A 13,876-nucleotide genomic window follows, 5' to 3' on the forward strand; every position below is an offset into this window, starting at 1 on the left:
AAAGATTCTGCCCCCGACCTCCAATTGCAAGGCTATCGGGTCGCTGCGTTACAACTGCCCGTCGTCCGGCAGTGCCGGGACCGAGGACTTGGGCTTGATGATCCGCGGCAGGACGACCAGCAGGAAAACCGCCGCCAGCATCACCAGCCCTCCCACCAGCGCCCCGGCCGCCGCGCCGTAGAGGACCTGCACCACGAACCACACGCACCCGGCCACCAGGACGCCGACCCCGATGATCACGATCTTGGAAATCAGGTGGCCCATGCGCACCGTGGTGACCTTGACGCGCTGGCCGAAGAAGTGCCGGTGCACAGCCACCGGGGTGACCAGCAGGACGATGAGCAGTGCGGAGAACACCAAGAGGACCAGGTAGAAGGTCCGTTCCGGATGTCCCAGCGAGGCGAAGCCGGTCTGGAACGGCAGCACCACCAGGAACGCGGCAAGGATCTGGGCTCCGGTCTGCATGACCCGCAGCTCCTGCATGAGCTCGTTCCAGTTCCGGTCCAGACGCTCCTCTACACTTTCATTGCGCCCGTTCATTGCGCTCCCTCCCGGGCTACCAACCCATGGACCGGGGCCCGAAACGGGTCCGGGAGGTCCTGCCGGATTCGTCTTTTGCCCTCTTGACTTCCCAACCTACCGAAGAAGCCGCCCCGGGGGCAGAAGAAAAGAAAAACGGCAGGCGCATTCGCCGGCGAACGCGTCTAAGCTGGCTAAATGAGCGCCCACCCATTCGACCTGCTGACCGTTGACCAACTGCGCCAGACCGGATCGCTGAAGTGGTCCGAATACCGCGGATCGCTGGGCGCCTGGGTGGCGGAAATGGACTTCGGGACCGCTCCGGGCGTCATCGCGGCGGCCCAGGAAACCCTGGCCAACGGCCTGATCGGCTACGCGCCGACCCGCCTGGTGCACGACATGCAGCAGGCCACCGCGGCTTGGCTGGACAACCGGTTTGTCTGGAAGGTCGACCCCGAGCAGGTGCGGCCGCTGAACTCCGTGGCCTCGGCCCTGGATGCGGCGATCATGCATTTTTCCCCCAGGTACCGCCCGGACGCACCGCTGGTGCTGCTCACCCCGGCCTACATGCCATTCATTTCCACGGCCTCGCGCTTCGGGCGGGATTCGATCCAGGTGGCCATGGTTCCCACGCCAACCGGCTGGGAGATCGACTGGAGCGCCCTGGAGCGCGCCCTGGCCGGCGGCGCACTGCTGGTGCTGGTCAATCCGCACAATCCCCTCGGCAAGGTCTACACGCGCGAGGAACTGCTGGGGATCGCCGCGCTGGTCGAGGCCACCGGTTCGCGGGTGTTTGCCGACGAGGTCCATGCGCCGCTGGTGTTCGACGGCGCCACGCACATTCCCTATGCCACGGTTTCCGATGCGGCTGCGGCGCATTCGATCACGGCGGTCGCCGCCACCAAGGCGTTCAACCTGCCGGGGCTCAAGTGCGCGCAGCTGGTGCTGACCAACGACGTGGACCGCATGGTGTGGGCACGGGTGGGAGATGTCCCCGAGCACGGGGCGGCAAACGTGGGCCTGGCGGCCACCACCGCCGCCTACCGCACGGGCACCGGTTGGCTCGATTCGGTGATCAGCTACCTGGACGAATCGAGGATGCTGCTGGCCGGGATCATCTCCGAGCACCTGCCGCAGGTTCGCTACACTCCCCCGCAGGGCACCTACCTGGCCTGGCTGGACGTTTCCCGGCTGGTGCTCGAGCCCGGGCCTGCCCAGTTCTTCCTCAAGGAGGCGCAGGTCGCGCTGATCAACGGAAGCGCCTGCGGCAGCGGCGGGCGCGGATTCGTCCGGTTGAACTTCGCCACCCCGCACCCGGTCCTGGGCGGGATGATCCACCGCATGGGGGCCGCGGTCGACGGCTGCGACAACAAGGACGCAACCGACCCGGAGTTCGCCCAGTGATCCGGGTATTTTCCGCCTAGCCGGCCTGGATGTTTGCCAGCAGCTGCTCGAACGGCAGCGAGGTCATGTTGTCCCGCGGGTTCGCGGTCTCGCTCACGCGCGGCGCGATCGAGCGGGTGTCGCCCAGGTCCTGGGTCCGGGCGGCCGATCCGCCGGGCCCTGCAATGGCTTGGGCCAGCTCGACACCGGCCCGGCGCTCGCGTTCGGCAAGTGCCCCGTGCCCCTGGTCCGCTCCCCAGTCCTCGGGCGAGGCAAAGATGGAGGTGGGCATGATCCGGGCGCGCAGGTAGGCGAAGATCGGGCGCATCGCGTAGTCGACGACCAGGTTGTGCCGTGAGCTTCCGCCGGTGGCGGCCAGGATCATCGGCTTGTCATCGAGCGCGGCGGGATCCAGGACGTCGATGAAGGACTTGAAGAGCCCGGAGACCGAGGCGGTGAAGACCGGGGAGACAGCGATCAGCCCCGCGGCGCCGGAGACCGCTTCGATGGCCTCGGCCAGGCGCGGAGGTGCGTACCCGGTGAGCAGGTTGTTGGTGATGTCATTGGCGTAGTCACGCAGCTCCAGGACCGTCAAATCGGCCTGGATGCCCTTGGCAGCCAGTTCCCGCACGGCGGATTCGCCCAGCTGCCGGCCCAGCAGGCCGGAGGTCGATGGCGTGCCCAGGCCGCCGGAGATGACTACGATGTTTTGGCTCACGGTGTGTGGCTCCCTTTCATGGAGTACATGTGTTTGCATGTAAAACCACGAGGGTCGCCAATTCATTCCCGGGCGGTCTCTTGGACCTTTTCCACCGATTCCGCATCGATGGCCGACAGCGCGCATGCGTCGCCGAAGCAGCGCCCGCGGATGGCTGCGAGCAGGGAATATGCTGCAGCGGCAGCGGCGCCCAGGGCCGCCACCCATGCGTCGGACCACAGTGACGCCGCCATGGCGGCAAGGACCACGCCGACCACCAGCCAGATCAGCCGATCCCGCATTCCACCACGTCCCTGCCATTGCGCCCCGGGGGCTCGGGAAAGCCCGAAACCTATGCCCCCAAGGGTATCCCGGGGTGTGGTGGGGCCGCTACGCGGCGCGGCGCCTGACCCGACTGACCCACAAAACCCCCGAGCCGACAACTCCGATGACCATGGCGATCAGCACCACATAGAATCCGACTGAGTAGTACCCGTTGGGACTCGTGTTCGGGTCCAGGAACGGATAGGGATACCACGGCTTGTCGGTGCGCGGGTCAAGAACCATTACGCCGCGCGCCAGGGTGTATCCCGCCCACAGGAGGGGGAAGGCGACGATCCCCCAGAGCGCCTTGGCGTGCAGCCGCCGGCGCCCGGGGGCGATGAGCCAATCGAGCACCATGACGGCGGGCCCCACAACGTGGAGGATTTCATTGGACCAGGGAACGGTGGCGCCCTGGGGAAGCTCGATGCCGCGCAACAGCAGGTTGTAGACCACTCCGGTGGTGGCCATGTAGGCGGTCACCGCCGCCCGGAACATGCTCCAGCCGCGTGGCTCGGGGCGGCCGGACAAGGTGAAGATGCCCACGAACAGGACGATCGCCGCCAGGACATTGGATTCGATGGTGAAGAACGAGAAGAAGTTCTGGATGACAAAGCCGACTTCACCCTGGCCCGACCCCTCATTGGTGATGCTTCGTTGCAATTGCACAACCACGGCGGCGGTGATGGCGATGCTTCCGCCAATGCGCAGCAGGTAGGCCAAGACGCGTCTCATATCAGGTGAAGGTCCCTTTCTAGGTACTGCTGCCAGCCTAAACCGCCACGGCGCTACACCATGGCCAAGACACTTTGGCTTCGGCAAGATCTTTCCCTGCGCCGGGCAGGGAAAGGCCACCGTTCGGACCGGTGAGTGCCAAACGGTGGCCTTTCGCGATGGTGTGCCCGGACGACGTTATGCCGTCGGGTGCTTGTGCTCCGTGTCGCCCAGGCCGAAGGCCTCGGTGCCGCCCACGAGGCGGAAGACTCCGAGCAGCGCGACCAGGACGCCGATGATGAATCCGATCCACAGCGGGCTGACCACATCGCCCAGCGTGGCGCCGCCGGTGATGATGAACAGCAGGAAGAGCAGTGCGGTGAGTGACCCTCCTACGATGAATCCGCGGGCGGGGTGCCTCTTCGGAATCCTCGGCGTTGCCTCGGGTTCCTCACGTGGTGCCGGAATGTGTGCATCTTGAGTCATGACTTTTCACTCCCTTCAGGTTTTCCAGGCCGGATGTTGCTGCCGCTCGCGCCCTTCGGGCGCGAGGCCTCCGCCACGATGCGGGGCTACCCCGCGTCGAAGCGGTTTTCGTCGTCAAGTTCCGGATGCTTGGGCGCGTCGTTGCCCGAGCCGTCCGGCAGTTCGTCAGGCGACAGCCTCCTGGGCCGGGCCTCGGCGGAGTCGCCGGGCACGACGTCGGTGGCTGGCTGGATCTTGGTTTCTTTGCTCATCACGCGCTCCTTAGTCGCCAAAGCAAGGCCAATGACTTTCGGTGTTGGTTTTCGGGCCGTTCGGGGTCGGTGCCGGCGTTCGGTCCCGCCATGGATTCAAGGCCATGGGCCGGGGATTCTTTCGGGGCCAAGGCGCTGCGCCAAGGAAGGAAGCCGCAAGAGCCAAGGCTCGAACGGGGGGCCAATGTTGCGCACACCCCGAGCCTGGCTACGGCCGGTTGGCCGTCGGCACCGAGTTCTTTGCGTCATCCATATGCAGTTCCCGCGTTCCCTGGGGTGGCCGATTGAGCACACTTCCGCCACAACGACCTACATCCGAGACTACGCCGATGTGACCGGGGTAGCTAGGTTTTCGGGTGCCGCATGGCGTGGATCAGGCCGGTACGGCGATGGCCAGCGGCAACGTCCCGCAACGGCCGACGGCGACCTCGCCAAATCCAAGGTCCTTGTCGACAACCGGCAGGCTGGCGGCGTCGGATCCCTGCCACCCACGAACCAGCAGCGCCCCGGCGGCCAGTTGCGGATCGGCCGAGACGATGACGCGGCCGCTGCCGCTGACCAGCGTGGCCCTCGGGTCGATGTCCTTGGCCCGATTCCATGGGGACGCTGAACCATTCGCGTCGCGAATACGTCTCGCCGGCCGATTCAATGGTGGGCATGAGCAGGCACTCCCTGGCCTGCCCCTGCCACCAGGCCATGTGCCACGGCGTACCGGCCAACGCGTCCCGGGCGGCAACGAACCCGGCACCAACCAGCGGCAGCTCCCTACGATCCAGGAACTCGCCGACCAGAGGATGGATCGCCGCATCGAATTGCCGCGGACGGGGGCTCCGTCGTGGGATTCAAAGACCTCGCTCATCTTTCCGGCCCATTCGTGAAGGTCCTGGAGCAGGGATTCGAAGAAGTAGGAAACATCGTCACCGGTGCCGTTGCCGGTGGTTTTGCCTTGGTTCATGAGGTCCTCCGCACAGGGCGTTCGGGTTTGGTCTTCTCTGGCTTCGCGGCCGGGATCGCGGCTCGGGCCTGGTCGGCGATGAGCCAGACGACGCCCTCCCGGACGTAGTCGCCTACCAGTTTTCGCGCCATGGCCGGATCCCTGGCGGAAATCGCATCAAGAATGTCACCGCAAAGCTGGATCATCCGGGCGTCAAACTCCGGGTCGGCGTGCGCCAGGGCCAACAACGAACCAATGTCCATGGGCAGCCTGACTGCTCACGCGTGATCCGCGCCGACTGGCTCAGCGGCCAGCTCAAGCAGGAAGCCACCCACCACTGTTCCGCGTGCGCCATGGCCCTCCATCCTGCCTTCCAGCACCTGACGCCGGATCACCACGTCGTGTTCATCGGCGGCATTCGCCGCAAGCTCGGCCTCCGTGGAGGCGATGGCCATGTAGTGGATCGCCAGGTCCCGCAATTCAACCCGGCTCATGGCCGCCAGCCGGTCTTGCAGGATGCTGGTCCGGTCGCCCCGGGGCAGCGTGATGAAAGTGCCGACCTCACGTCCTCGGGTGGTCTTCACCAGTCCCCGGGCGCGCAGGGAGACCAGCACTTCGCGTGCTGTCATGGTGGCCACCCCGAGGGAGGCAGCCAGCTCGGACTCGCTGGGCAGCCGGTCCCCATCGAGCAGGCTGCCTGCGGCAATACCCGAAACCATGCGGTCCTCGACGCGCTTGGCACGACCCTCGTCTCCCAGCGACGCGAAGACGGAGGAGAGCCGGCGCTGGTACGCAGCAGGCCAGGTTCGGTCGCTACCAGGATCGGATTTGCCGAGGCCGGCCACTTAGCCAACCGAAAACTGGACGCGCTGCCATCCGCTGGATCCATTGGGTGCCGGGTTGGCCTGCTCGCTGGTTTGCATTTCACCCTGCCCGTCAAAGGCCCGGACGCTGACCACATGGTTTCCCGAGGATCCGCCGTCCCACACATAGCGCCACTGGCGCCAGGTGTCCACGGAGGCCTCGGCGCCCAGTTCCGCGTCCGTCCAGTCTCCGTCGTCGATTTGCACCTGGACCTTGGAAATGCCGCGGGTCTGCGCCCAGGCGGTTCCGCCCATGGCAACCTTTCCGGCCGGGACGCGGGCGAAGGACCGCGGCACGTCGACCCGCGAGGAAAGCTTGATGGGACCGTGGTCGGACCATCCACGCGTGGTCCAGTAGGCGACCTTGTCCGCGAATCGGGTGACCTCCAGGTCCACGACCCACTTGGTGGCCGAGACGTATCCATAGAGGCCGGGAACCACCATGCGGACCGGGAACCCGTGCTCCAGCGGCAGCGGTTCCCCGTTCATCCCCACCGCCAGCAGTGCCATGCGGTCGTCGGTGAGCACCTCCAGCGGTGTCGAGGCGCTGAAGCCGTCAATCGAGGTCGACAGCACCATGTCCGCGCCGTCCCGGGGCACCGCCCGCTCCAGCAGCCTGCGCAACGGGTAACCCAGCCACTTGGCGTTGCCCACGAGCTGGCCGCCGACGGGGTTCGAAACGCAGGTCAGCGTCAGGTAGCTTTCCACCAGGTCCTGGGCCAGCAGTTCCTCGAAGCCCATGGTGAATTCCTTCTCCACCATCCCGTGCACCCGCAGCGACCAGTCGGCCGGGTTGATCCTCGGCACCGAAAGTGCGGTGTCGATCCGGTAGAAATCCTTGTTCGGCGTGATGAATTGCGGCATGCCCGCGACCTCGACCTGTGCGTCGGCCGGCGGCGCCTTGACCGGAACCTTGGCCACGGGCAGCCCGAGGGCGGACCGGGCCGAATCCGCAATGTTCCTTGCCGTGGCCAGGGATTGCCCGACCCCGGCGGCCACGGCCGCGCCAATCAGGGACAGCGCGGTGCCCAGCAGGAAGTTCCGGCGCGAGGAGCCCGCGACCGGAACCGCCCCGGAAACCGGCGCCCGGTCCTTGGCAACAAGCGTGGTCAGCCAGCGCAGACAGGCCAGGCCCGCAACCGCGCCCAGGATGATGGGGGTCAGGTCGACAAGCCCGGTGGCGGGCCGGGACAGGACCGCACCTCCAATGGCCACGGCGAGCAGCACGATGCAGGCGGCGGCCGCGGCGAAACTGCGTTTGGCCAGGATCCCCAGGAGGACCGAGGCGACCGCCACGACAACGCCGATGGAGATGAACAACGCCAACTTGTCGTTGGTGCCGAAGACGGAGATGGCGAAGTCCTTGAGCCATGGCGGGGTCAGGTCGATGAACGTCGAGCCCATGGCCACCAGGGGAGCCGAGGCGGTGGCGAAGAAGGCCGACACCAATTGGGCCACGGAAAAAAGCACCGCGGCCGAGGTGAAGCCCGCGAGCCCGTAGGCCCCAGTGCCCCGCGGCCTTGTCGCTGGAAACTTGGTCATGATTTCACCCACCCATACGTTGTGATGCTTTGTCCCCTGCGTTCGAGGGGAACAGCCAACCACTACGTATTCGGAACGCTACCACCGGCGGATTGGAAACAACCCATCATTTTCCGGCGGCAGGTCAGAGTGCCTGGACCAGGATCGGGTCGGACGTCGGTGCCGGCGAGCCGGATGCCGGTTCCACCGTGATCCCGAAGTGCGTCACGCCCTGCATCGAGCCGGAAACCATCACCATGCCATCGGCCTTGGCACCGTCGACCATTCCCGCGGAGACGGCTCCCGTGCCGGAGATCAGCCAAAGCTCATACCCCTTGTCGCTGGGCAGCGCGGGCAAACCGGCGGTGGTCACCGCCATCATGCCCTCGGTGGCCGAGTAGGCCAGGGTGACCCTGGCCCCGTTGTCAAGTTCCTGGGTCTTGGACCTGACATCCGCGGCACTCAGGATGCGCGTCAGCTCGGCCTGCTTCGTGTTCAGCGCGGCCAGTTGGTCCTCGAGTTTTTGCTGCTGGGCGTTCTGGTTGGCCACCACTCCGCCCAAGGCGCCGGCGGCAACCAGCAGCACGCCGGCCGCCAGGGCAAACATCCGCCGGCTGCCCCTCGCCGGGGCGGGTGGCGAGATCCGCGGGAGTGGATCGGGGCCGGTTTCCGTCGCGGATTCCGGGGCGTGGTCCGTTGCGGCCTCGGCGGCCGCGTCCTGAGCCTGGTGCGGGGCGGCAGCGGGCGGCAGCTGCGGGGTGTTGCGGATGGCGGACATGATGTTCGCCTTGACCCGGGCCGGGGGTGCAACGGGTGCGGCGGAAAGCCCCAGAAGCGCGGCGGTTTCCTGCATTGCCTCCACTTCCTGGCGGACGTCCTGGGAGGCTTCGGCGTCCCGGAGCAGTTCCTCGCGTTCCGCATCATTCAGGGCGTTCAGGGCGAAGCTGCCGGTCAGCTCGTTCTTCTGCTTGTCCATCACGCCACTCCCATCAGGTCTCGAAGTTTGTTCATTCCGTCGCGTATTCGTGTTTTCGCGGTTCCCACCGGGATCTTGAGCAGCTCGGCCACCTCAAGGTGGGTGTAGCCGCCAAAATATGCCAGTTGGATGGCATCGCGCTGATTCTCGCTGAGCTGCTCCAGGGCCCGGACCACGCGGCGGCCTTCATCGTGCGCGATCGCCGTTTCCTCAACGTCATCGTAGCTCGCCTGGAAGTCCTTGATGCCTTCGCGCAGGTCACGGTCCTTGCTGGCTTGGCTGGCCCGAACCCTGTCAACCGCCCGGCGGTGCGCCAGGGTCAGCAGCCAGGTGATTGCCTTGCCGCGGGCCGCGTCAAAGCGCGCCGCCTGCTGCCAGGCTTCGACAAACACCTCTTGGGCCACTTCCTCGCTTTGCGCCTGGTCCTTCAGGATCCGGCGAACCAGGCCGAAGACCTGGGGTGCGTGGCGGTCGTAGAGTTCCTCGAAGGCGTTCTCGTTGCCTGCCGCGATCCGGAGCATCAGGTCTTCGGTGGAGGGCGCGGCGGTTTGGTCCGTTCCCCCGGGTAGATGTGAGCTCATGCGATAAAGCGTCTCATGCATGCCATTTCCGATCCCTCATCCCTTCTGGTGCGGCGGGAAAGAATTCTTCTTTCCGTCGCGCCGAATCTCCCCGTCGAATCCGGACGACCGCTGGGGGCTGCCGATGGACGCGTCCATCGGCAGCCCCCAGCGGTCTGTTGCCGTGCCCTTGTGCGGGGTGCGGTGGCTACTTCTTGGCCGGGGGCATCAGCACGGTGTCCACCAGGTAGACGGTGGCGTTGGCGGTCTGGACGCCTCCGCAGATCACCGATGCGCCGTTGACCATGAGCTTGTCGCCGCTGCCGGTGACCTTGAGGTCCTGTCCTTCGACGGTGGTGTGGCTGCCGGCGATGTCGCTCGGGGCGATCTGGCCGGGAACCACGTGGTAGGTCAGGATGTTGCTGAGCATATCGGCGTCGGCGACCACTGCCTTGAGGTCCTTGTCCGGGATGGCGGCAAATGCCTCGTCAACCGGGGCAAAGACGGTGAACTCGCCGCCGTTGAGGGTGTCGACCAGGTCGACCTTCGGGTTGAGCTTGCCTGACACCGCCGCGGTGAGGGTCTTGAGCAGCGGGTTGTTCGAGGCTGCAACGGCCACGGGATCCTTCGCCATTCCGGCAACCGACCCCTCTCCACTGGGCACGGCCTTCGCGTAGGCGGCGCAGCCGGAGCCCACGAGGTTGGCTGCCGGGTCCATGGCCGACTCGCTGGCCATCGTCGAGCTGCTGGGTGCGGGCGCTGCACTGGAGGATGCCGCCGAGGAGGACGGTGCCATCGACTCGCTGGTCCCGGTGCCTGCCGAGCAAGCGGTCAGTCCCACGGTGGCAATCGCGATCAGTCCAAGTGCTGCGGAAAACCTGCTGTTCATGCGCTTCATGTCATGCTCCTTGCTTGGCGTCGGCCTCCTGGGCCTCCGCGCCGTCCCGACCGCTTTTGGTTCGGGCTGTCATGGAGCATTCGGTGCCGCGCGGCAAACGGATTGGAATCATGCCAAGAAAGTTTTCCGCCAGCGAAAGGGATGCGATCCCGCTTGTCGGCGGACATGGAAGAAGCGGAGAAGATGTCTGTTCTTCTCCGCTTCCCTTGAAGATATCTCCAATCATCAAGTTGCTCAGTGTTTCTTGATGTGGGTTACCTGCTCGGTGTCTGACTCCGGTGCGTTCTTCGAGCGCTTCTCCGCGCGTCGCGCCTTGATCGACTTGCCTGCAGGCTTTTTGTGTTCGTGTCTATGTGGTGATTTGTCTGGCATCAATTACCTCTCACCCTGGGGCGGGGATCGCTTATGACCGATGCTGGTCTCCCAAAAATCACGATACTCCTGAGCCCGCGCGGAATCCAGCATTTTTTGAAAATGCCCGGTTCCCCCCGTCCCGGCCTTCCAATTCACTGGCAGCTGCGGGCCTTAGCCCTTTACCGCGCCAACATCCGGCCATAGGCTCGGCACTATGCCGGTGATGCTCAGAACCATCCAAACAGCCGTTCCGCCCACCATCCTGTACCAAGACAAGGCCAGGGACGTTTTTGGTGCCCAACCCGGGTTGACCCGGTTGGGCCAGCGCCTGATCAACACGTCATTTGATTCCGCCCAGATCTCCACCCGGCACACCGCGGTCACCGAGTTCACCACCGAGACGGTGGCCGAGAACCCGCTGTTCTTCGATGCGGAATCCGGGCTCCTGCTCAGTCCCAGCACCAAGGAACGCAACGAGGTCTTTGTGGCCACCGCCCCGGGGCTCTACATCGAGTCGGCGCAAAAGGCCCTCGATGCCTGCCCCGACCTCGGCCCGGAGGATGTCACCCACGTGATCACGGTGTCCTGCACCGGCTTCTACAACCCCGGCCCCGACTACCAATTGGTCAGGGCGCTGGGCCTGCGCCCCTCCACGCAGCGCTACCACCTGGGATTCATGGGCTGCTACGCCGCGTTCCCGGCCTTGCGTGCGGCCAAGAGCTTCTGCGAGGCCGACCCGGACTCCGTGGTGCTGGTGGTCTGCGCCGAGCTGTGCTCGATCCACGTGCGCAGCTCCAACGACCCGGACGCCATCATGGGCTCGGCACTTTTCGCCGACGGGGCCGCCGCGGCCATCGTCACGGCCCGCCCGCATTCCGGGGCGGGCCTGCGGCTGGACCACTTCGAGACAGTGCTGACCCCGGTGGGCGAGGAGGCCATGGCCTGGAACATCGGTGACGAGGGCTTCGAGATGGTCCTGGGGACCTACGTCCCGCACATCATCGACGACCACATCATTGGCGCCCTGGCTCCGTTGCTGGCCCTCGACGATTCGGTGGGCCCCGACTACGCGGACATCGAGCACTGGGGCATCCACCCCGGAGGCCGGGCGATCCTTGACCGCGTGCAAAAGCGCCTCGAACTGAGCGACGGGCAATTGGTGCCGGCCCGCCGGGTGCTGAACGACTACGGGAACATGTCCAGCGCCACGGTGATGTTCGTGCTCAAGGACATCATGGACGAAAACCTCTCCAAGGAATCGGCATCCGGCCAGCGTGTCTGCTCCATGGCCTTCGGCCCCGGGCTCACCGTCGAGACCGCGCTGATGACCCTCGACACCGGGCAGCGGGGCTAAGCCGACCACATGCAACGGGACATCGCGGCAATCGAGGAAATGGAGCGCCCCGACGCGGATCCCGCCCTGCTCGAACGCACCTACGCCCAGTTCCGGCTGGTGAACCTCGTCGTTTCCGGGTGGCGCGGCGTCTATGTGCGCCTGGTCCGCCCGCAGCTGCCGCGCCGGGGAACCGGCACCATCCTGGACATCGGATGCGGCGGCGGGGACATCGCGCTGGCGTTGCTGCGCTGGGCGCGGGCCGACGGCTACGACGTCAGGGTCCTGGGCATCGACCCCGACGCCCGCGCCCACGATTTTTCCACCCGGGCAGCGGCGTCCGCCGGGTGCGGGGAACCGGGGGTCGAATTCAGGCGCGCCACGAGCTCGGAGTTGGTGGCCGAGGGTGCAAGCTTCGACGTGGTTGTCTCCAACCATGTGCTGCACCACCTCGATCCCCCGCAGCTGGCCGGCGTCCTGGCCGACAGCCAGCGCCTCGCCCGGGGCCTGGCGATCCACAGCGACATCCGGCGCCGGCGCAGCGCCCTGCTCCTGTTCGGGCTGGCCACGTTGCCGCTGGCGGGTTCCTCCTACATCAGGCGCGACGGGCTGACCTCCATCCGGCGAAGCTACACCCGCGACGAGCTTTCGCGCGTGCTGCCGCCCGGTTGGCAAGCACACCCCCAGGGCCCGTACCGGAACCTGGCAATCTGGCACGCCGAGGCACGGATGGCACCATGATCGATGTGGCCATCGCCGGCGGCGGGCCCAGCGGCCTGGCCCTGGCGATCCTGCTGCTGGAATCCGGACACCGGGTGAAGGTGATCGAATCCAGGACCGCGATCGGCGAGCACTCCCGGGCCATCGGCATCCATCCCCCGGGCCTGGCGGTGCTTGACCGGCTGGGGGTCGGTGCCGATGCGGCGGCACGCGGGGTGGCGATCGGGCACGGGGTGGGCATCTCGCGCGGCCGGATCGTGGCCGAGCTGTCCTTCGGATCCATCGACGCGGAGCACCGTTTCGTGCTCTCGCTGCCGCAAAACGACACCGTCGCGCTGTTGCGGGCACGGCTGCGCTCGCTGGATCCGCAAGCACTGGCAACCGGAACCGCGTTCACTTCCCATGAGGTGCACGACGGGCGGGTGCTCGCGCACACGCGGGACGCCGACGGGAACCGGGACATCGTGCGGTGCCGCTTCCTCGTCGGGGCCGACGGCACGCGCTCGGACGTGCGCCGGGTTGCCGGGGTTCCGCTTGCCGGCCGCCGACTGCCGGACACCTACCTGATGGGCGATTTCCCCGAGAGCACCCGATTCGGGTCCATCGCCGCGTTGTTCCTGCACGAGCACGGGATCACCGAGTCCTTTCCGCTGCCCGGCAACATGCGGCGCTGGGTGTGCTGGATCCGGGATTCGGAGACCGCGTCGCTGCCCGAGCTCATCATTCGGCGGACCGGGCACACTGTGGATGGGGACCGGAACTCGATGCTCAGCCGGTTCAAGACCGCAAACCTTGCGGTTCACTCCATGAATCCCGGGGACGTCCTGCTCATCGGGGACGCAGCCCACGAGATCAGCCCCATCGGAGGGCAGGGCATGACCCTTGGCCTGCTTGATGCAGCCGGCCTCGCAGGGATCCTGGATGCCGCATTGGGCGGGCGGATATCCGGGACCGGCCTCCGGGAGGAATTGGATGCCTTCTCCCGGGTCCGGTTGGCCGCGGCCCGCCGCGCAGCGCTGCAGGCTCACGTGAACATGGGGTTGGGCAGGCCGTTGTGGCGTCCGGCAACGGGTGTGCGCGATGCCCTGGCACGGGCCTTGTTTGCCTCGGACAGGTTTTCCGCCGCGGTTGCCTCCACTTTCACGATGACCCGCGGCCAGGGCGGCCGGTAACCAGCGCTCCGGCACTCCTGTTGAAGGGACGGCAGGCAAGACAACCGTTTGGGCGGTGCGAACCCGGCCAGGGGAAAAGTTCGAAGGCCGTGGACAAGTTCCGCAGTCCGGAAGGTGTTTTCTATCCACACAGCGGAACATTTTGGGTAGCTTTGGGGGATGGGGGTTTCCGGA

Annotated in this window: 17 protein-coding genes; 4 read left to right on the forward strand and 13 right to left on the reverse strand. The window is 66.4% G+C overall.

Features of this window, described 5'->3' with window-relative positions; translation table 11 throughout:
• Positions 1 to 48 precede the first annotated feature (48 nt).
• Positions 49 to 540, reverse strand: coding sequence for a DUF6328 family protein (locus JOF46_RS20190; protein ID WP_209910675.1), 492 nt, complete (start codon positions 538 to 540; stop codon positions 49 to 51).
• A gap of 177 nt (positions 541 to 717) precedes the next feature.
• On the opposite strand from JOF46_RS20190, the gene JOF46_RS20195 reads away from it, so the two are divergent.
• On the forward strand, positions 718 to 1,923 hold the full coding sequence (locus JOF46_RS20195; protein ID WP_209910678.1) for a MalY/PatB family protein: 1,206 nt from the start codon (positions 718 to 720) through the stop codon (positions 1,921 to 1,923).
• A 16-nt stretch (positions 1,924 to 1,939) separates the two neighbouring features.
• On the opposite strand, the gene JOF46_RS20200 is transcribed toward JOF46_RS20195, so the two are convergent.
• The 12 genes from JOF46_RS20200 to JOF46_RS20255 all read right to left on the reverse strand — a co-directional run bounded on the left by JOF46_RS20200 (position 1,940) and on the right by JOF46_RS20255 (position 10,123).
• Positions 1,940 to 2,620, reverse strand: a complete 681-nt coding sequence (locus JOF46_RS20200; RefSeq protein ID WP_209910680.1) for a CE1759 family FMN reductase — start codon at positions 2,618 to 2,620, stop codon at positions 1,940 to 1,942.
• Positions 2,621 to 2,682: 62 nt separating this feature from the next.
• On the reverse strand, positions 2,683 to 2,901 hold the full coding sequence (locus JOF46_RS20205; protein ID WP_209910682.1) for a hypothetical protein: 219 nt from the start codon (positions 2,899 to 2,901) through the stop codon (positions 2,683 to 2,685).
• A gap of 88 nt (positions 2,902 to 2,989) precedes the next feature.
• Positions 2,990 to 3,655 (reverse strand): Pr6Pr family membrane protein, encoded by a 666-nt coding sequence (locus JOF46_RS20210; RefSeq protein ID WP_209910685.1) that lies wholly within the window; start codon positions 3,653 to 3,655, stop codon positions 2,990 to 2,992.
• A 177-nt stretch (positions 3,656 to 3,832) separates the two neighbouring features.
• Positions 3,833 to 4,120, reverse strand: coding sequence for a hypothetical protein (locus JOF46_RS20215; protein ID WP_209910687.1), 288 nt, complete (start codon positions 4,118 to 4,120; stop codon positions 3,833 to 3,835).
• 86 nt (positions 4,121 to 4,206) lie between these two features.
• Positions 4,207 to 4,371, reverse strand: coding sequence for a hypothetical protein (locus JOF46_RS20220; protein ID WP_209910690.1), 165 nt, complete (start codon positions 4,369 to 4,371; stop codon positions 4,207 to 4,209).
• 373 nt (positions 4,372 to 4,744) lie between these two features.
• Positions 4,745 to 5,020 (reverse strand): hypothetical protein, encoded by a 276-nt coding sequence (locus JOF46_RS20225; protein WP_209910693.1) that lies wholly within the window; start codon positions 5,018 to 5,020, stop codon positions 4,745 to 4,747.
• Between the two features lie 302 nt (positions 5,021 to 5,322).
• Positions 5,323 to 5,568 (reverse strand): hypothetical protein, encoded by a 246-nt coding sequence (locus JOF46_RS20230; protein ID WP_209910696.1) that lies wholly within the window; start codon positions 5,566 to 5,568, stop codon positions 5,323 to 5,325.
• A gap of 15 nt (positions 5,569 to 5,583) precedes the next feature.
• Positions 5,584 to 6,150 (reverse strand): GntR family transcriptional regulator, encoded by a 567-nt coding sequence (locus JOF46_RS20235; RefSeq protein WP_209910699.1) that lies wholly within the window; start codon positions 6,148 to 6,150, stop codon positions 5,584 to 5,586.
• Positions 6,151 to 7,710, reverse strand: coding sequence for a molybdopterin-dependent oxidoreductase (locus tag JOF46_RS20240; protein ID WP_209910701.1), 1,560 nt, complete (start codon positions 7,708 to 7,710; stop codon positions 6,151 to 6,153). It lies immediately after the preceding gene.
• A gap of 124 nt (positions 7,711 to 7,834) precedes the next feature.
• Positions 7,835 to 8,665, reverse strand: coding sequence for an anti-sigma factor (locus JOF46_RS20245; protein ID WP_209910703.1), 831 nt, complete (start codon positions 8,663 to 8,665; stop codon positions 7,835 to 7,837).
• Entirely contained in the window at positions 8,665 to 9,246 is a 582-nt protein-coding gene (gene sigK / locus JOF46_RS20250) for an ECF RNA polymerase sigma factor SigK (RefSeq protein WP_209910706.1), read from the reverse strand. Before sigK ends, JOF46_RS20245 begins: the two co-directional genes overlap by 1 nt.
• 187 nt (positions 9,247 to 9,433) lie before the next feature.
• Positions 9,434 to 10,123: a fasciclin domain-containing protein gene (locus JOF46_RS20255; RefSeq protein ID WP_209910709.1), complete on the reverse strand. Its 690-nt coding sequence runs from the start codon at positions 10,121 to 10,123 to the stop codon at positions 9,434 to 9,436.
• A 568-nt stretch (positions 10,124 to 10,691) separates the two neighbouring features.
• Here JOF46_RS20255 and JOF46_RS20260 point away from each other — a divergent pair.
• Genes JOF46_RS20260 through JOF46_RS20270 form a run of 3 tightly spaced genes read left to right on the forward strand, consistent with a single transcriptional unit; the run spans position 10,692 to position 13,702 of the window.
• Positions 10,692 to 11,831, forward strand: coding sequence for a type III polyketide synthase (locus tag JOF46_RS20260; RefSeq protein ID WP_209910712.1), 1,140 nt, complete (start codon positions 10,692 to 10,694; stop codon positions 11,829 to 11,831).
• Between the two features lie 9 nt (positions 11,832 to 11,840).
• Entirely contained in the window at positions 11,841 to 12,551 is a 711-nt protein-coding gene (locus JOF46_RS20265) for a class I SAM-dependent methyltransferase (protein ID WP_209910714.1), read from the forward strand.
• A complete protein-coding gene (locus tag JOF46_RS20270) occupies positions 12,548 to 13,702 on the forward strand; it encodes an FAD-dependent oxidoreductase (RefSeq protein ID WP_209910717.1) in 1,155 nt (384 codons plus the stop codon). Before JOF46_RS20265 ends, JOF46_RS20270 begins: the two co-directional genes overlap by 4 nt.
• Positions 13,703 to 13,876 lie beyond the last annotated feature (174 nt).

This window comes from Paeniglutamicibacter psychrophenolicus (genome assembly GCF_017876575.1).
Taxonomy (GTDB): domain Bacteria; phylum Actinomycetota; class Actinomycetes; order Actinomycetales; family Micrococcaceae; genus Paeniglutamicibacter; species Paeniglutamicibacter psychrophenolicus.

Coding starts and splice junctions, on each gene's coding strand:
- JOF46_RS20190 (WP_209910675.1), bottom strand. CDS start 540: ATGAACGGGCGCAATGAAAGTGTAGAGGAGCGTCTGGACCGGAACTGG.
- JOF46_RS20195 (WP_209910678.1), top strand. CDS start 718: ATGAGCGCCCACCCATTCGACCTGCTGACCGTTGACCAACTGCGCCAG.
- JOF46_RS20205 (WP_209910682.1), bottom strand. CDS start 2,901: ATGCGGGATCGGCTGATCTGGCTGGTGGTCGGCGTGGTCCTTGCCGCC.
- JOF46_RS20210 (WP_209910685.1), bottom strand. CDS start 3,655: ATGAGACGCGTCTTGGCCTACCTGCTGCGCATTGGCGGAAGCATCGCC.
- JOF46_RS20215 (WP_209910687.1), bottom strand. CDS start 4,120: ATGACTCAAGATGCACACATTCCGGCACCACGTGAGGAACCCGAGGCA.
- JOF46_RS20220 (WP_209910690.1), bottom strand. CDS start 4,371: ATGAGCAAAGAAACCAAGATCCAGCCAGCCACCGACGTCGTGCCCGGC.
- JOF46_RS20230 (WP_209910696.1), bottom strand. CDS start 5,568: ATGGACATTGGTTCGTTGTTGGCCCTGGCGCACGCCGACCCGGAGTTT.
- JOF46_RS20240 (WP_209910701.1), bottom strand. CDS start 7,710: ATGACCAAGTTTCCAGCGACAAGGCCGCGGGGCACTGGGGCCTACGGG.
- JOF46_RS20245 (WP_209910703.1), bottom strand. CDS start 8,665: ATGGACAAGCAGAAGAACGAGCTGACCGGCAGCTTCGCCCTGAACGCC.
- sigK (WP_209910706.1), bottom strand. CDS start 9,246: ATGAGCTCACATCTACCCGGGGGAACGGACCAAACCGCCGCGCCCTCC.
- JOF46_RS20255 (WP_209910709.1), bottom strand. CDS start 10,123: ATGAAGCGCATGAACAGCAGGTTTTCCGCAGCACTTGGACTGATCGCG.
- JOF46_RS20260 (WP_209910712.1), top strand. CDS start 10,692: ATGCCGGTGATGCTCAGAACCATCCAAACAGCCGTTCCGCCCACCATC.
- JOF46_RS20265 (WP_209910714.1), top strand. CDS start 11,841: ATGCAACGGGACATCGCGGCAATCGAGGAAATGGAGCGCCCCGACGCG.
- JOF46_RS20270 (WP_209910717.1), top strand. CDS start 12,548: ATGATCGATGTGGCCATCGCCGGCGGCGGGCCCAGCGGCCTGGCCCTG.